The sequence below is a fragment of the Microbulbifer sp. MI-G genome (genome assembly GCF_030440425.1).
Classification (GTDB): Bacteria; Pseudomonadota; Gammaproteobacteria; order Pseudomonadales; family Cellvibrionaceae; genus Microbulbifer; species Microbulbifer spongiae.
In genome coordinates, this window is sequence record NZ_CP098023.1 from 2,312,204 (window position 1) to 2,329,516 (window position 17,313).

At 53.9% G+C, this 17,313-nt stretch carries 10 protein-coding genes, 3 pseudogenes and 1 riboswitch; of the genes and pseudogenes, 10 read left to right on the forward strand and 3 right to left on the reverse strand.

Features of this window, described 5'->3' with window-relative positions:
• Positions 1 to 249: 249 nt before the first annotated feature.
• Both mfd and M8T91_RS09590 read left to right on the forward strand, forming a co-directional pair.
• Positions 250 to 3,729, forward strand: a complete 3,480-nt coding sequence (gene mfd / locus M8T91_RS09585) for a transcription-repair coupling factor (protein WP_301419063.1) — start codon at positions 250 to 252, stop codon at positions 3,727 to 3,729.
• Between the two features lie 105 nt (positions 3,730 to 3,834).
• On the forward strand, positions 3,835 to 4,830 hold the full coding sequence (locus M8T91_RS09590) for a CsiV family protein (RefSeq protein ID WP_301413846.1): 996 nt from the start codon (positions 3,835 to 3,837) through the stop codon (positions 4,828 to 4,830).
• Between the two features lie 136 nt (positions 4,831 to 4,966).
• On the opposite strand, the pseudogene pdxH reads toward M8T91_RS09590, so the two are convergent.
• Positions 4,967 to 5,601, reverse strand: a pseudogene (gene pdxH / locus M8T91_RS09595) (pyridoxamine 5'-phosphate oxidase).
• A gap of 277 nt (positions 5,602 to 5,878) precedes the next feature.
• Between pdxH and M8T91_RS09600 the strand changes: the two are divergent.
• From M8T91_RS09600 to tdh, 5 genes are all read left to right on the forward strand, one after another.
• Positions 5,879 to 7,507 carry a 5-guanidino-2-oxopentanoate decarboxylase gene (locus tag M8T91_RS09600; protein ID WP_301413847.1) on the forward strand — a complete coding sequence of 543 codons (1,629 nt, stop codon included), beginning with the start codon at positions 5,879 to 5,881 and terminating at the stop codon, positions 7,505 to 7,507.
• A gap of 1 nt (position 7,508) precedes the next feature.
• A complete protein-coding gene (locus M8T91_RS09605; protein WP_301413848.1) occupies positions 7,509 to 8,942 on the forward strand; it encodes an aldehyde dehydrogenase family protein in 1,434 nt (477 codons plus the stop codon).
• A gap of 64 nt (positions 8,943 to 9,006) precedes the next feature.
• Positions 9,007 to 9,135, forward strand: a riboswitch (SAM-I-IV-variant riboswitch).
• A 59-nt stretch (positions 9,136 to 9,194) separates the two neighbouring features.
• On the forward strand, positions 9,195 to 9,410 hold the full coding sequence (locus tag M8T91_RS09610) for a hypothetical protein (RefSeq protein ID WP_020411816.1): 216 nt from the start codon (positions 9,195 to 9,197) through the stop codon (positions 9,408 to 9,410).
• Positions 9,411 to 9,490: 80 nt separating this feature from the next.
• Entirely contained in the window at positions 9,491 to 10,690 is a 1,200-nt protein-coding gene (locus tag M8T91_RS09615; protein WP_301413850.1) for a glycine C-acetyltransferase, read from the forward strand.
• 86 nt (positions 10,691 to 10,776) lie between these two features.
• Complete coding sequence (gene tdh / locus M8T91_RS09620) at positions 10,777 to 11,802, forward strand: L-threonine 3-dehydrogenase (protein ID WP_301413851.1); 1,026 nt, start codon at positions 10,777 to 10,779, stop codon at positions 11,800 to 11,802.
• 278 nt (positions 11,803 to 12,080) lie between these two features.
• On the opposite strand, the pseudogene M8T91_RS09625 reads toward tdh, so the two are convergent.
• A pseudogene (locus tag M8T91_RS09625) lies at positions 12,081 to 12,835 on the reverse strand (IS3 family transposase); the annotation flags it as partial.
• 203 nt (positions 12,836 to 13,038) lie between these two features.
• Positions 13,039 to 13,814 (reverse strand): IS5 family transposase gene (locus M8T91_RS09630; protein ID WP_301413852.1). Its coding sequence is split into 2 segments (ribosomal slippage): positions 13,039 to 13,499 and positions 13,499 to 13,814, totalling 777 coding nucleotides; the frame shifts between segments, so codons are not numbered across the junction.
• Between the two features lie 643 nt (positions 13,815 to 14,457).
• Here M8T91_RS09630 and M8T91_RS09635 point away from each other — a divergent pair.
• From M8T91_RS09635 to M8T91_RS09645, 3 genes and pseudogenes are all read left to right on the forward strand, one after another.
• Positions 14,458 to 15,129, forward strand: a complete 672-nt coding sequence (locus M8T91_RS09635; protein WP_301413853.1) for a CHRD domain-containing protein — start codon at positions 14,458 to 14,460, stop codon at positions 15,127 to 15,129.
• Positions 15,130 to 15,409: 280 nt separating this feature from the next.
• Positions 15,410 to 16,185 (forward strand): IS5 family transposase gene (locus M8T91_RS09640; protein WP_301413808.1). Its coding sequence is split into 2 segments (ribosomal slippage): positions 15,410 to 15,725 and positions 15,725 to 16,185, totalling 777 coding nucleotides; the frame shifts between segments, so codons are not numbered across the junction.
• A gap of 292 nt (positions 16,186 to 16,477) precedes the next feature.
• Positions 16,478 to 16,985 (forward strand): annotated as a pseudogene (locus tag M8T91_RS09645) (IS30 family transposase); the annotation flags it as partial.
• Positions 16,986 to 17,313 lie beyond the last annotated feature (328 nt).

The window sequence follows — 17,313 nt, forward strand, 5'->3', positions numbered from 1 at the left end:
CGGAAACTGCCCCGGGCCGCATGGCTGCGCATTATCGATATTCACCTGTGAGAGCGCAACCGAGTGTAAAAAACCCCAAAAACTGTAGTAAAACTACCTTGCGGCTCCCCCCCTGCCGGTGTGCTGCACAGTCGCCCGATAGTGCGCTCATTGCACCGGCCCGATAAACCCTCTGCAGCACTGACCATTCGCAGCTACAATAGCCGCCCCCTGTACCACAGCAAACGAAAGCGCGGATATAAACGAAAGATGATCGATTCACAGCCCCTGACACCCCCCGGGTTTCGCAATGCCCACGACCGACAGTTTTGGGGGCAACTGCACGGCGCAGCGGCTGCACTCGCCCTGCTAAGCGCAGCCCGCAAAAGCAAAACCCCAACACTGCTGATCACCCGCGACAGTCTGGAGGCGCACCGTTTAGAGGGGCAACTGAAATTTTTTAACAAAGCCCGGAGAGATGGCAGCGCGAAAAATGTTGTTGAGATCTTCCATTTTCCAGACTGGGAAATCCTTCCCTACGACACTTTCTCGCCCCACCAGGACATTATCTCTGATCGCCTCGCCACCCTCTACCGGATGCCGCAGATGGGCAGTGGCATCGTAATCGTGCCGGTCAGTACCCTGTTGCACCGCCTGCCCCCGCGCGATTACGTGGCCGCCAATGTGCTGGTACTGCGCGAGGGGCAGCCGTTTGCTATCGATACCCAGCGGCGCCTGCTGGAGCAGGCCGGCTACCACCGTGTGGACACCGTCTACGAGCACGGCGAATTCGCCGTACGCGGCTCGCTGATGGATATATTTCCCATGGGCAGTGTCCTTCCCTATCGCATCGATCTGTTCGACGATGAAATTGAATCCCTGCGCACCTTCGACCCCGAAACCCAGCGCACCGTGGATCGTGTGAGCACCGTTCACCTGCTGCCGGCACGGGAATTCCCCATGCACAAAGCTGCCCTGTCCGGTTTCCTGCAGAACTGGCACACGCAGTTCCAAGTCGACCCAAGCCTGGTACCCATCTATCAGGATATCAGCGCCGGTATTGCCCCCGCCGGTGTCGAGTACTACCTGCCCCTGTTTTTTGATAACAACTGCGCAAGCCTGTTTGACTACCTGCCCGAAAACAGCCAGGCGTTTGTACAGGGAGATGTCCAAGCCCCGATGGAGAGTTTCTGGCACGAGGTCAGCAACCGCTATGAAAGCCGTCGCGGTGACCTGACCCGCCCAATACTACACCCCCGCCAAATCCTCCTCGATATCGACGAATTCAATGGCGCCCTCAAGTCCATGCCCAGAGTTATCTTTTCGACCGCAACACTGCCGGAAAATCAGGGCAACTACAATTTTGCCGCCCAGGTGCCGCCTACCCTGCCGGTGGACGGCAAAGCCGAGCAACCGATGGCAGCCCTGGAAAGCTACCTGATGACGTATTCCGGGCGGGTGCTCTTTTGTGCCGAAAGCGGTGGGCGTCGCGAGGCGTTATTGGAATTGCTTAACGGGATACGCCTGACCCCCCCCACTTTTACGAGTTGGGAGGAGTTTATTCACAGCGATACGCCCATTGGTATCACCGTAGCCCCTCTGGATCAGGGGCTGTTGCTTACCAAACCCGCCATCAACTTGATCGCGGAACCACAGCTGTTTGGCGCGCGGGTACTGCAGCAACGCCGCCGCAGTAAGGCCAAGGAGGATGCGGACAACGCGGTGAAGAATCTGGCGGAGCTGCGCATTGGTGCCCCGGTAGTGCATATCGACCACGGCGTGGGCCGCTACCGCGGCCTGCAACATCTGGACATTGGTGGCCAGCCGGCGGAGTTCCTGACTCTGGAATATGCCGACAAGGCCAAACTCTACGTCCCCGTGGCCAGCCTGCATCTGATCAGCCGCTACTCCGGTGCCGACGAGGCGCTGGCGCCCCTGCACAAAATGGGCAGCGAACAGTGGCAGAAGGCCAAGCGCAAAGCCGCCGAGAAAGTGCGCGATGCCGCCGCCGAGCTGCTGGACATCTATGCCCGCCGCGAGGCCCGTGTAGGCCATGCATTTGCCGACCCAAAGCTGGCCTACCGGGAGTTCGCCGCTGCCTTCCCATTTGAGGAGACTCCGGACCAGCAGCAGGCCATTGAAGCCGTGGTGGGCGATATGCTGTCGAAAAAGCCCATGGACCGCCTGGTGTGCGGTGATGTGGGCTTCGGCAAGACCGAGGTGGCCATGCGCGCGGCCTTTGTCGCCGCCCACGCTGGCAAACAGGTGGCCATGCTGGTGCCCACCACCCTGCTGGCCCAGCAACACTTTCAGTCTTTCCAGGACCGCTTTGCCGACTGGCCCATCACTATCGAGGTGATCTCACGCTTCCGTTCCGGCAAAGAGGTGGAGCGCGTGAAGGAAAAAGTGGCGGGCGGCAAGGTGGACATTCTGGTGGGCACCCACAAATTGCTGCAAAGCGGCCTGGATTTTCACAATCTGGGGCTGCTGATTATTGACGAGGAGCACCGCTTCGGGGTGCGCCAGAAGGAACGCCTCAAAAGCCTGCGCGCCGAGGTGGATATCCTCAACCTCACCGCCACCCCCATCCCGCGCAGCCTGAATATGGCCATGACCGGTATTCGCGACCTCTCCGTGATCGCTACACCTCCGGCCCGGCGCCTGTCTGTGAAAACCTTCGTGCGCGAGCGGGACAATGCCCTGATAAAAGAGGCCATACTGCGGGAAATCCTGCGCGGTGGACAGGTGTACTTCCTGCATAACGCAGTGAAGAGTATTGAGCGGATTGCACGGGAACTGCAGCAACTGGTGCCCGAGGCCCGTATCGGTATCGGCCACGGCCAGATGCGCGAGCGCGAACTGGAGCAGGTCATGAGTGACTTCTATCACAAGCGCTTCAATCTGCTGGTGTGCACCACCATTATCGAAACCGGCATTGATGTGCCCACAGCCAATACCATCCTGATCGAGCGCGCTGACAAGTTCGGTCTGGCCCAGCTGCACCAATTGCGCGGCCGCGTGGGGCGCTCCCACCACCAGGCCTATGCTTACCTCCTTACACCGAATAAACGCGCCATGACCGGTGATGCCGTCATGCGCCTAGAGGCCATCAGCGAGGCCCAGGACCTCGGGGCAGGTTTCACCCTGGCCACCCACGACCTGGAAATCCGTGGTGCCGGCGAGCTGCTGGGGGAAGAACAGAGCGGGCAGATCCAGAGCGTTGGCTTTAACCTGTATATGGAGATGCTCAATCGTGCGGTACAAGCCATTCGCGAGGGTCGCACGCCAAATATCGATGAACCCCTGGACTCTCCCGCGGTGGATGTGAACCTGCCGGTACCGGCACTGATCCCCGAAGACTATCTCTCGGATGTGCACACCCGCCTGATGATGTATAAACGCATCGCCAATGCCGCCGATGGCCAGCAATTGAGAGAGCTGCAGGTGGAGATGATCGACCGCTTTGGCCTTCTGCCCGCGCCCGTCAGGCACCTGTTCCGCACCACGGAAATCAAACTGAAAGCGGACAAGATGGGCATTCGCAAACTGGAAGCCGCCTCAACCCACGGCCGTATCGAATTTGCCGACACCACCCAAGTGGACCCCCTCACCCTGGTGAAGCTGGTGCAGACCCAGCCCGGCCGTTACCAGTTGTCAGGTGCCAACCATTTCAATTTTAACCTCGATGAGGAGGATCCGGAGCGCAAGCTGCAGGAGATCGACGCAGTGTTGGACCGACTGGCACAGTGATACTATTCGTCAACCCGTGAGGTGGTGGGTCGACGGGGGGAACTCCCGGCCAAAATCACCTCCATACACGACAATCTGCCGAGCAAGGCTTCAGGAAACAACAGAATGATGAACCGTGGTCACCTCGCGACAAGGATAACATGCCTCTTTCCCACTCTGGCCCTGGTCTTCTCCGCTGCAGCAGCCCAGGCGGCCAACTATGCCGGGAACACCTTCGAAGTCGAAATGATTGTTTTTGAGCGCCCCCAGGGAATGGCCCGCAGCGGTGAATCCTGGCCGGCCTCTCTACGGCTGCAATATCCTGCCCACTGGGTCGACTTTGACACCCGAACTGCAACCCCCGAGGTAGAGGAAACCCTCTCCCTGATAGCCTCTCCCAAGGCCGGCAACCTGTTCGGCAGCAACCTCTCCAATGGTGAAGCCCAGCAACCTGCCGCCACAGCCGCACAAACAGTTCAGACAGAAATTGAAGCCGCCCCCAGCCTGTTTTTATCTCCCGTGCCCACCCTGTTGAATAACAAGGTAGCAGCATTGATCAAAGGTGGTGAGCGGATTCTGTTCCATAAAGCCTGGCGCCAGGTACTGCAACAGAAGCACAATTCGCCGGCCGTCCTGATCCACGGCGGAGACCATTTTCGAGGCTACAGGCAGCTCGAAGGATCGGTGACTCTGAGTGTATCCCGTTACCTGCACCTCAGCACCGATCTGTGGTTGAGTGATTTTTCTCTTCTACCTGAGGCTGAGGGCATACTACTGCCCAAACGCCCCCGCGTGGATACAACGGAATTCACCGAAGCCACCATTCCAAACCATCAAGGAGACAACCAGCTCCCCCATACCGGCCCTGCACTGCGGAATAAGCAACTCGCCTTCGGGGAATACGAACCCGGCGCCCCTGAGCAAGAGCAACCCCTTTACGTTGCCCATGTGGCCCGCTTGCAGCATGAGCGCCGCATGCGCAGCGGCAAGCTGCATTATATAGACCACCCGGCCTTTGGCATCCTGATTGAAATTCGCACCGTGCCGGGACAACAGGATGAAGAATTGAGAGAAAAACTTCCCGTTGAAGCCGGCGCGGTCGCGGAAATCGAAGTGCCATAGCCACCCTATTGCCAAAGCCCAGATGACCTCTGCCAACAGCAAAAAATGCTTTGCGCCCTGCCCAAGCTCTGTCCAGCGCGCAGCACAACTCCCCACACGGTGCCAGTGTATTCGGCTTTGGGGATTGTTATAAAGGCTACGGTGACAGGCGCTCCACCGACCAATTGCCGCAGTCATCGGCTCGGTAAATGAAACGGTCGTGAAGGCGATTGCCCCCCCTGCCAAAACTCCACCTCAAGGGGCGCTACCCGGTACCCCCCAAAAGTCCGGCATCGGGATCCGGCTCTCAGCGTAACGGGCTTTGACTGCCTCAAACTGTGTTTGCAGTTCCTCCCGGGAGGACAGTGGCTGGCTTTGGCGAGACGCCCAGGCCGCTAATTGGCTGTCCAATGGGCGAGACTGGAAATATGCTTCTGCATCCTCCCTCGCAACCGGGGCCACTTCTCCGGTTACGACTATTTGGCGCTCGAGTGGGTGCCAGGGAAACAACAGAGAAACCCGGGGATTATGTGCCATCTCCCTGGCTTTTTTACTTTCCAGGTTGGTGTAGAACACAAAACCGCGCTCATCAAACCCCTTCAATAAAACAATTCGCTGGGAGGGCTGGCCCGCGGCATCTACCGTAGCGAGGCACATAGCGGTGGGGTCCTGCAGCCCGGCCTTTACAACCTCTTCTAGCCACTGACTGAATTGCGCTATCGGCGCCGGCTTCAGCTCAGCACGCCGCAAACCGCCTAGCAGGTACTCCCGGCGCCATTGATCGATTTCCATGGTGTGACTTCCTCATTTGTTCTAGTTCACAGTGTATCTGCCAAGCTGCCGCAAAGGTATTTTTCCGCGAACAGCTCGTCAAACCGCACCCCCACTCACTGGTCCAGGGGCGGTCAAAAACGCGACTGCCGTACAAAGTTTCCTGTCGCGATACGGGGGTAATCTCAATTTTCCTGCGATTTTTATCCTGCAAGTGCAGACTCTGCGGATGCTTGCGTGGCATTTGGTGTGCCGCTAGGCTCACTGCATTTTTACACAACTAAGGAAAACGGTGGTTATGTCCTCTGCGCCCACATGCGCCCAGGTGCTGATGCATCTGCTGCGCGAATACCAGGTGGAAAAAGTCTTCGGCATTCCCGGTGTACACACCATCGAACTCTACCGCGACCTGCCGGGCAGCGGCCTGACACACATCACTCCGCGCCACGAACAAGGTGCCGCTTTTATGGCGGACGGCTCTGCCCGTGCCAGCGGCAAGCCGGGCGTGTGTTTTTTAATCACCGGCCCCGGCCTCACCAATGCCGCCACCGCTATGGCGCAGGCCTACTCCGACTCTATCCCCATGTTGGTTATCTCCGCAGTGAATCGTCGCGAAGACCTGGGTATGAGTCGCGGACGCCTGCACGAGCTGCCCCGTCAGAGCGACGCCAGTCGTGGCTTTTGTGTCTGGCAACACACCCTGACCCAGGCCGAGCAGTTGCCGGAGGTGATGGCAAAGGCATTTCAGCTGCTGCGATCCAGCCGCCCGGGTCCTGTGCATATCGAGATTCCCATCGATCTGTTCCCGGCCCCCATGCCCGGACAACTAGAGGACTATCACGCTGCTCCGGCCACTAGAGCTCCAGGCGCCAATAGCACCGCTATCACTATTGCCGCCAACTGGCTGCAGGGTGCCCAGCGCCCGGTCATTCTTTTGGGTGGCGGCGCCCAGGCTGCAGGGGAAGCCGCCACCCAAATTGCCGAGAAAATTGCCGCTCCGGTTTTCCTGTCACTGGCCGCCAAAGGGGTAGTGGATGAACGCCACCCACTGTGCGGTGGCGCCAACCTGAGCTTTGACTGTGTACGCAACCGGGTGGAAAATGCGGATGTCGTATTGGCAGTGGGCACTGAACTTTCCGAGACGGACCGCAACTTGGTTCGAGAAGATTACGCCTTTTCCGGCCAAGTAATCCGAATCGATATAGATACTGCACAACTTGTATGCAACGCCAGCCCCGATCTCGCCATCTGTGCCGATGCCGCGGAGAGCTTGCAGCAATTAAATGCTGCTCTGGTCCAACGCAATGGAGAGGCGAAAGAGCAGTCGGAACAAGAGGTGGCCCAATTACTGCAGGACTGCCGCAAGGCCTGGTGGGATGGTTCCGAAGAGCGCTTCCCCTGGGTGGAAGCGCTGCGCGCGTCCCTGCCGGAAAACGGTATCCTGGTGACAGACTCCACCCAATTGGCCTATAACACCAACCACGCCCTGCCCCTCTACCATCCGCGCAGCCACGCTACCTGTACCACAGGCTACGGTACCCTTGGCTTTGCCCTGCCCGCAGCTATTGGTGCCAAACTATCCAGTGAGCGCGATGTGATCGCACTGATTGGTGACGGGGGTCTGATGTTTACTCTGGGTGAGTTGGCGGTGGCGGTGGAACAGCAACTGCCATTGCCGATACTGGTATGGAACAATGCCGGATACGGAGAAATTCGTGACTTTATGGATGCGGCCAAGGTCCCCCGGGAGGGTGTCAATCTGCATACCCCGGATTTTGTCGCCCTTGCCCGCGCCTTCGGTGCCGAAGCATGCCGAATCGATCAACCCGGCCAGTTGGCAGAAGCAGTAAATGCCGCCTTCAGCCGACAGACTCCAACCCTGATTGAAATTAGCGCGCCCTCAGGCGCAGAACAAAGGGAAGCGTGACATGACAGACCTCAACAAACTGCAAACCGGCAAGCTGTTTATTGATGGCCAATGGCGGGAACCCCTGGGCATGGGGTCACATCCAGTCATCAACCCGGCGACCGAGGAAATCATCTGCGAAGTCTCCGAGGGTTCTGCCGAGGATGTGGATCTGGCCGTAACCGCTGCAAGGGCTGCCTTTCACAGCTGGCGCAACAGCACCGCACAGAAACGCCGAGAACTGCTTAACGCCATCGCTGACGGCATGGAAAAACGTAAAGAAGACCTGACTTTTGCCATTTCCCAAACTTTGGGCTGCCCCGAACATATCACCCGCTGGCTGCACGTTGATGGCCCTATCTACGCCATGCGCTATTACGCTGAGCGCACTTTCGAGATGGAAAAAACGGAGAAAGCGGCCCATTCCTTATTGTTCCGCGAGCCAGTAGGTGTGTGTGGTTTCATTACCCCCTGGAATTATCCCCTGCACCAGTTCGTCGGCAAAGTAGCGCCGGCACTGGCCGCCGGTTGCACCATGATCTCCAAGCCCGCCGAAATCACTCCATTGCAGGACTTTATTATGGCGGAGATTATTGAAGAAACCGGGGTACCCGCCGGTGTCTTCAACCTGGTGCCCGGTGCCGGCTCGGTAGTGGGTGCAGCGCTGTCGGCCCATCCGGGTATCGATATGGTGTCTTTCACCGGCTCCACCCGTGCCGGCGTCGAAGTGGCTAAGGCCGCAGCGCCCACAGTAAAGCGCGTAACCCAGGAACTGGGTGGCAAATCTCCATTGATTATCACCCCCGACGCAGACCTAGAAGCTGCGGTGCGCTGGGGATGTGAAGATGTGTTTATCAACAGTGGCCAAACCTGTACCGCATTGACCCGTATGCTGGTACCCGCAGAGCGCTATGAGGAAGCAGTGGAAATTGCCCGGCAGGTAGCCGAGGGCATCGCCATGGGTACCGGAGATGACGCCTTTATGGGACCGCTCTCTTCTGCCCGTCAGCGGGAAATTGTGCGTGGCTATATCCAGCGGGGTATCGATGAGGGTGCGCGCATGGTCACCGGTGGTGCCGAAGCGCCGGAGGGCATGGAGAAAGGCTTCTACGTGAAACCCACTGTATTTGCCGATGTACACAACCATATGAGCATCGCCCGCGAGGAGATCTTCGGCCCGGTGACCTGCCTGATCCCCTACCGGGATATGGACGAGGCCATTTCCATTGCCAACGATACCGAATATGGCCTCTCCAGCGGCGTTTGGGCCAAGGATGCGGAGAGTGCCATGTCCCTGGCGCGTCGTATTGAGGCCGGCCTCTGTTTCGTCAACGGAGGCGAATTCAACTACGATGCTCCCTTTGGTGGCTATAAACGCTCCGGCAATGGACGTGAATTTGGCGAAGCCGGCCTAGGCGAGTTTATTGAGCTGAAATCTGTGCAATTGCCCGCATAAACCTCTGCGCCACCTCCAAACGAGGTGGCATAGTTGACTGTGAACCCCCTCCCCGCTATCTTTGCCCGCACATCACGAGAGTGGCTGACGCCAACGCCAACCTGCCGACCGGGGCAAGGTGGTTCTCTCTCTGCCAGCACACCAATGCCAGTGGGGAGGATGGGGCTCTACCAGAGCAATCCAACCGGATGCGCGCGAACACTCATTCGCCACTTCCACGTCAGCCCTCCAAATTTTATTGTTGGAGGGACCATGTCCGAAACACCGCTATCCAGTAAAGACGTTATAGAAATTCAGATCGCCAACCAGCGAAACCGCACGGCGGTAAGGGCAGTGAGACGGGCTGATCGGCAGTTGTTGTGGCAACTACTGTTCGACACCGCCGAAGAGGCATTAAAATTCGCTACCAGTTGCCGCGCCAGTGAACAGCCAATCACGGCCCACAAGGCCTGCGAACTGGCGGGATAAACCAGAGCCCACTGGCGTCACCTTGCCAAGGGCAAACCACCCCGTGCCACAAGCACCCGACAGGAGCTAAAAACACAACCATGCCAAAGCCAGAACACTTCTTTGAGTACCTGCGCGATGAACTGAAACAGATCAATGCCGACGGCCTCTACAAGCGCGAGCGGATTATTACCTCCCAACAGGCCGCCGAGATCCAGGTGAACAATGACACCCGGGTACTGAACTTCTGCGCCAATAACTATCTGGGCCTGGCCAACCACCCGGACCTGATCGCAGCCGCCAAAGAAGGCCTCGACCAGTACGGCTTCGGCATGGCTTCTGTACGCTTTATCTGTGGCACCCAGGATATTCACAAGGCTCTGGAATCCCGCCTGTCTGAATTTCTGCACACAGAGGACACCATCCTCTACACCTCTTGCTTTGATGCCAATGGCGGCCTGTTCGAAACTCTGCTGGGGCCGGAAGATGCCATTATTTCCGACGCCCTCAACCACGCTTCCATTATCGACGGCGTGCGCCTGTGTAAAGCCAGGCGTTACCGCTACGCCAACAACAATATGGCGGAGCTGGAGAAGCAGCTGCAGGCCGCCGACGCGGAGGGCGCCAAAACCAAACTGATTGCCACCGATGGGGTCTTTTCCATGGACGGTGTGATCACCGACCTGAAGGCCATCTGCGACCTGGCCGACCGCTACGACGCCCTGGTGATGGTGGACGACTCCCACGCGGTGGGCTTCCTCGGTGAGCACGGCCGCGGCACCCACGAATACTGTGGTGTTATTGACCGTATCGACATTATCACCGGCACTCTGGGCAAAGCCCTCGGTGGTGCCTCCGGCGGCTTCACCTCTGGCCGCAAGGAAATTATCGATATGCTGCGCCAACGCTCGCGCCCCTACCTGTTCTCCAACTCTGTGGCCCCGGCCATTGTCTCCGCCTCCCTGAAAGTGCTGGATATGCTGATGGAAGGTGGAGAACTGCGCGAGAAACTGCGCAATAACTCCGCCTATTTCCGCCAGCGCATGTCTGAAGCTGGCTTCACACTCGCCGGTGCCGACCACCCGATTATCCCGGTGATGATCGGCGATGCCGCCACAGCACAAAAAGTGGCCGACAAGATGCTGGAGCGCGGCGTTTACGTAGTGGGCTTCTTCTACCCGGTAGTGCCCAAAGGTCAGGCCCGTATCCGCACCCAGATGTCGGCGGCACACACTCGAAAACAGCTCGATCAATGCATTGATGCCTTTATTGAAGTGAGCCGCGAACTGAATATGATTTAATGCCCAAGTGATGGCAGCGGTCTGTTACGACAGGACCACCTTGTTTCAAGGGGCTGCCACGCCTCTCCATTTATAGTTTTATGACAATGAAAGCACTATCGAAACTGAAATCTGAAGTGGGAATCTGGCTCACCGACGTGGAAGTTCCCGAACCCGGCCACAACGACCTGTTAATCAAAATCCACAAAACCGCCATTTGTGGTACTGACATGCATATCTATCACTGGGATGAGTGGTCACAAAAAACCATCCCGGTTCCCATGGTGGTGGGACACGAATATGTGGGTGAAGTGGTTGGCATGGGTCAGGAAGTCGCTGGCTTCCAGGTGGGTGATCGCGTTTCCGGCGAGGGCCACATTACCTGTGGACACTGCCGCAACTGCCGCGCCGGTCGCCGCCATCTGTGTCGCAATACCTATGGGGTGGGCGTGGACCGCCAAGGCGCCTTTGCCGAGTATTTGGTTATTCCGGCCTTAAACGCTTTTAACATTCCAGACAATATCTCCGACGACCTGGCCTCCATCTTCGACCCTTTCGGTAATGCTGTGCATACCGCACTCTCATTCGACCTTGTGGGTGAAGATGTGTTGATCACCGGTGCCGGGCCTATTGGTATTATGGCAGCAGCGGTGGCTAGGCATGTGGGTGCACGCCATGTGGTGATCACCGATATCAACGAATACCGCCTGGACCTGGCACGCAAGATGGGCGCCACCCGCGCAGTCAACGTAAGCAGGGAAACGCTCAGCGATGTGATGGCAGAGCTGGGTATGGACGAAGGCTTCGATGTGGGCTTGGAAATGTCCGGCGTACCCGCCGCCTTCCGCGACATGCTCGCCGCCATGAACCACGGAGGCAAAATCGCCATGCTTGGGATTCCCGCCGGTGAAATGGCGATCGACTGGAGCCAGGTGATCTTTAAAGGCCTGATCCTTAAAGGGATCTACGGACGCGAGATGTTCGAGACCTGGTACAAAATGGCCAGCCTGATCCAATCCGGCCTGGATCTGACCCCGATTATCACGCACCAGTTCCCTATAGAGGACTTCCAGAAAGGCTTCGATACCATGGGCTCTGGCGCATCCGGCAAGGTGATTCTCAATTGGCAATAGCCTGTGCCGGAGTGGCGAATCACAAGGCGGCAAATGCTATTGCTATGTTTCTAGGTAACCAATGTCGTGAATTGGTCGGGGCGTAAAAAGATTTGAGTCAAACTTTTTTGCGCTGACTGTCAGTACCGGGTGGAAATGACAACGATCAGTGCCCCAAATTTGAGCGCAAGTTCAGTACCAGTGATTTGACCAAAATGATTGATGTCTACATGAAAAATAAAGTGGGATATAAGTTTTCACTGAGAATAGAAGCAATAATCGTGAGCGAGACTGATCATCAGCTTTCGTTTCACCCGGATTGCCAGGCATTCTCGAGAGTACTCGTCCAGGATGTTCAGCATTCGGAATGCTTTCCCATCGCTAGTCCGATGGTGAACAAAGTCATACGACCAGACATGGTTCGGATACTCCGGACGCAGTCGAACACACGACCCGTCATTTAGCCAGAGCCGTCCCTTCTTTGGTTGTTTCATTGGAACCTTCAGCCCCTCACGCCGCCACAGTCGTTCCACGCGCTTGTTGTTCACTTGCCAGCCCGCATCTCTCAGTAAAGCTGCAATCCGGCGATAGCCGTATCGACCACACTGTCGCGCAAGCTCAACCATGTCAGCAACCAGACGGTTTTCGTCGGAACGGCCAACAGGCAGGCGCCTTTGCGTGGATCGATGCTGGCCCAAAATACGGCACGCCCGACGCTCAGAAATGTGAAATCGACTTCGTAGGTGGTCAATACAAGCACGGCGACGTGAAGGGCTCAGAAGTTTCCCTTGGCAGCCTCTGACAGAACCAACTTGTCCAGCGTGAGATCCGATACTGCTCGGCGCAACCGCTCATTCTCCTTTTGTAGTCGCTTGAGTTCCTTCAGTTGGTCGGCTCCCATCCCGCCATACTGCTTACGCCAGCGATAGAACGTCTGCTCAGTTATTTGCATCTGGCGTATCGCATCCAAACGCGACATTCCCTGACCGCAGAGCACCTCAATCTGCCGCAGCTTCGTGACAATTTCTTCCGGCTTATGATGCTTGATTCCCATGTTTAGTCCTCCGCCTCCTAATTATACGGGTGGACCACTTCAAGGGGGGAGGACCAATGCCATAGCAACCTTTAGATCTGATTAAAGTCAGGCACCACAGAGGCTACTTACTTATTGAAATCAATCAAATAGAACCAAATCTAAATCCCAATGATTATTTTCCGAGATCGAGCTGGTTGTTTTTCTTTTCCTTGCACTTTGTCTTAGGGCCTGTTCACACTAATTAAAGTATCGACAATAAGCGCAAAGTGAATAAAAAATGTGAAAACGACATCCAGTTTGTCAAAACGAGAGAAAATTCTTCTGAAGCCCTTCAGGCGTCGAAACAGCCTCTCCACTTCATTTCGTTTTTTGTACGCCTCCACGTCGTATTTCCAGGTGCTCATTCGGTTACTCTTCGGTGGCACGACAGGTTCCATGCCCAGATCGAATACCAACTGCCGGGTTTCATTACCCTCGTAGGCCTTGTCCATGATCACTTTGGCACCATCCCAACCGCGGTTATCAAGGCTTTTCAGCAGCTTTCGGCCCTCCGGAGCGTCTCCAGCCTGCCCCGGTGACAGAGAAAATACTACGGCGCGGTTGTGGTCGGCTGCAACCATATGAATCTTGGTGATCCATCCTGCTCGTGATTTGCCGATAGATTGAGGACCGTTTTTTTTAACGCGCCAGTGCCATCTGGATGAACTTTAACAGCCGTAGAATCAAGAGAGATATGATCGACCTGGATATTGATCACATTATTTTCCTGGAGGGCCAGAAAGACCCTATCCAGTACACCTTGCTTGGCCCAACGATTCGCCCGCATGTAGACGCTGTGCCAACGGCCGAATTTCTTGGGCAGACCTCGCCATTTGCAACCATGCTCGGCTATGTAAAGAATGGCGTTCAGCACTTGTAAGTTGGATATTTTCACGTTACCGCGCTGAAGGGGCAGAAAATCTTCGATAATTTTGTATTGTTGCGCTGTAATTTCCATGAGGGGATTATACAGGATTTAGTGTGAACAGACCCTAGAGTAGTTTCCTCAAACTAAAAATGTTACAAGCACGTATGTTTTCTTATACAAATAAACATCAGTATTAATTTAGTGTTAATTACATAAGTTTTACAGTAAATGCACCATACTGACCAGTACAAAAATACTATCGGGATAAAGAAATCTATTCCAACGCTGTTCTCGATAGTAGCCATGATATATTTTATATGTCAAATAGCTTCAGTGGCGTATAAAGGATCCCAGCATTCAAAGAGCTACCTCTAACAATGAGTAGTACTATTGATCCCCTTAAACATTGAGAGGGAAACTACGACTATGGACTGCTGTGTAATCTTTTCTATTCTTTTTCATGTAAAATAAAAAACAGCTATTCAACAGCACTGCGGAGGTAATGGTAGACATGCCAGATAAGATAATTAAGCGTCATCTTGGGCATACCAAGAGTGCTTTTCTTGAATACCTCCACCTGGTATTTGTATTTATAGTCAGTTACTTTTTACTGTCGTATGATATATCTCTTGCTGAAAGAAAAGCAGAAATAATACGATGAACTGCCCGCTTTTTCTAGTTCTATTGAGATATGCACTTACAAGTTGAATCTAGATCATGAAAGGAGAGGTTTATGAAATCTAATTCATTACCTAAAGTCGCTTTTTATATGCTAACGTTGTCACTGCTCACCTATTCCCCTTTCAATCTCGCTGACAATCACAGCGAACAGGGAAAGATACCCGCTGAGTCCAAACAGGCCGTTGGCGGGAAAGCTTGGTCTGAAGCAAGTGATGATAATGTATTCACAATTTTCAAGGCCGACCTGACCATAGCGAATGAAGAAATACTTAGCAATAAAAAAGTGAATAAGGAAACACCTCAAGACGCTCACGGGTTTTTTATCGGGGCGTATAACAACCAAACACACATGTTAAATTTTATGATTGGATACAGTGGCCTTTCAGAGCCAGGACTACTTATGTCTCATTTTCATATGCGCTGTTTAGGTGATGGCAAAGAGCCTCCTATTTGCAAACCAGGCAACCCCAGTGGCCCAATAATCCAAACGATCTGTGGTATGCCTACACGCCCCGGTATGGTTCCTGACTGGCCCACCACGAAAACTGATAAGGATAAACACGGACTTGAAACAAGGTGTTCCAAAGGTAACAGTGGGTATATTGTGGGGAAATGGACAGTGGAGGAACCCTATCGGAAAAGTTTACTTGATAAAAAGGTTTTCGTTAATCTACACACCAAGTCGAACCCCAAAGGAGAAATTTCTGGAATCCTAGAAAAATAAAAATAGAGTGTAGCTTTAAATAAAAGCTACAAATGGATTAGATTAGAGGTTAATAAAATTAGTTCAGGCAGATTTTTTTAAAGCTCCATTTAATTGTTGGATGGAGCTTTGAAGCACTGCATAATACGCTTTCTTTATTTGAGGCCAATAACAATACAAGGGTGATCATACCCCCAACCAATAAGACAGTTCCAAGAAAAATATCAGAGTGGAATTAGAAGGTCGAAATCTTATATGGTAAACTAGGGCCTGTTCACACTAAATCCTGTATAATCCCTTCATGGAAATTACAGCGCAACAATACAAAATTATCGAAGATTTTCTGCCCCTCCAGCGCGGCAACGTGAAAATATCCAACTTACAAGTGCTGAACGCCATTCTTTACATAGCCGAGCATGGTTGTAAATGGCGAGGTCTGCCGATGAAATTCGGCCGTTGGCACAGCGTCTACATGCGGGCGAATCGTTGGGCCAAACAAGGTGTACTGGATAGGGTCTTTCTGGCCCTCCAGGAAAATAATGTGATCAATATCCAGGTCGATCATATCTCTCTTGATTCTACGGCTGTTAAAGTTCATCCAGATGGTACTGGCGCGTTAAAAAAAATGGTCCTCAATCTATCGGCAAATCACGAGCAGGATGGACCACCAAGATTCATATGGTTGCAGCCGACCACAACCGCGCCGTAGTATTTTCTCTGTCACCGGGGCAGGCTGGAGACGCTCCGGAGGGCCGAAAGCTGCTGAAAAGCCTTGAGAACTGCGGTTGGGATGGTGCCAAAGTGATCATGGACAAGGCCTACGAGGGTAATGAAACCCGGCAGTTGGTATTCGATCTGGGCATGGAACCTGTCGTGCCACCGAAGAGTAACCGAATGAGCACCTGGAAATACGACGTGGAGGCGTACAAAAAACGAAATGAAGTGGAGAGGCTGTTTCGACGCCTGAAGGGCTTCAGAAGAATTTTCTCTCGTTTTGACAAACTGGATGTCGTTTTCACATTTTTTATTCACTTTGCGCTTATTGCCGATACTTTAATTAGTGTGAACAGGCCCTAGGGAAAGCCTTTGCTTGCGATGTACCAAATACTGCAGATTATCTAAAATACAGATTGAGTTTTTGGCTGTTATGATCTAAACCTTCAAAGAGCATATAAGGTTTTATTCACAATATTTTAAAACCTCTATATCATTGGGTAAAAAGCCAGAGCTATGATCTGACACACGCAATGTATTATCAATGAGAGAAGTCAAATAGTTATACGTGGTTTCGGATAATAAGTGCAATTGGATAAGGAGAAGAGCCAGCTGGTAGACTCCACGCCTCTACCGACCAAGAGATGAAGTACTGATGAGTTACCACCAGCTGACCGAAGAAGAAAGATACCAGATTTACGTATTATTGAATGCAGAACATAACCAGAAGGAGATTGCGGCTTTGTTGGGGCGCTCACCTTCAACGATTAGCCGAGAATTGAATCGTAACCAGGGTTTGAGAGGTTACAGACCCGCCCAGGCGCAGCGCTTCAGTTACAATCGCAGAACTACGGCTCACAAAGCAATCAAAGTGACAGATGAGACGAGAATCTGGATAGAAAATCTGCTTCGCCAGGAACTGAGCCCTCAACAAGTAGCGAACTACCTGTTGAGGCACAAGCAGGTGTCGTTATACCATGAGACGATTTATCAGGTTGTTTACACCGATAAGGCAGAAGGCGGCGATCTTTACAAGCATTTGCGAGTGCTCTCCAAACCCTACCGCAAACGATATGGCCATTATGACCGACTTGGACAGATCAAAACCGGGTGGATATCATGATCGTCCAGAGGTGGTTGAGAGTCGTTGCCGAATCGGTGACAAAGTTATCGTTGTTGGCCCAGGTGAATACGTAGACTATCTCTCGTAGTAAGCGGTTATCCAGTTCACGCAGTTTTCAGCAGCCGTAAGTCCACCTGCCCAGGTTGGGAGATTTAAATTTGCACTGGAATATGCGGACACCTTCTAGAATAAAATTTGGCCGTGATCAGGAATTATATTCGTCATTAGGAGAAGGAAAATCGACCAGTAGAACAACTGAGCTCGGTATGAAGATATAGGCAGCCCCATTTGGGGGCTCAAGGTATGTTAGTTCCGTACAGACCACTTGGAGCGGTTCACGATTAAAGCCACCGGCTTTGCCAGTGGCT

Coding starts and splice junctions, on each gene's coding strand:
- mfd (WP_301419063.1), top strand. CDS start 250: ATGATCGATTCACAGCCCCTGACACCCCCCGGGTTTCGCAATGCCCAC.
- M8T91_RS09590 (WP_301413846.1), top strand. CDS start 3,835: ATGATGAACCGTGGTCACCTCGCGACAAGGATAACATGCCTCTTTCCC.
- M8T91_RS09600 (WP_301413847.1), top strand. CDS start 5,879: ATGTCCTCTGCGCCCACATGCGCCCAGGTGCTGATGCATCTGCTGCGC.
- M8T91_RS09605 (WP_301413848.1), top strand. CDS start 7,509: ATGACAGACCTCAACAAACTGCAAACCGGCAAGCTGTTTATTGATGGC.
- M8T91_RS09610 (WP_020411816.1), top strand. CDS start 9,195: ATGTCCGAAACACCGCTATCCAGTAAAGACGTTATAGAAATTCAGATC.
- M8T91_RS09615 (WP_301413850.1), top strand. CDS start 9,491: ATGCCAAAGCCAGAACACTTCTTTGAGTACCTGCGCGATGAACTGAAA.
- tdh (WP_301413851.1), top strand. CDS start 10,777: ATGAAAGCACTATCGAAACTGAAATCTGAAGTGGGAATCTGGCTCACC.
- M8T91_RS09635 (WP_301413853.1), top strand. CDS start 14,458: ATGAAATCTAATTCATTACCTAAAGTCGCTTTTTATATGCTAACGTTG.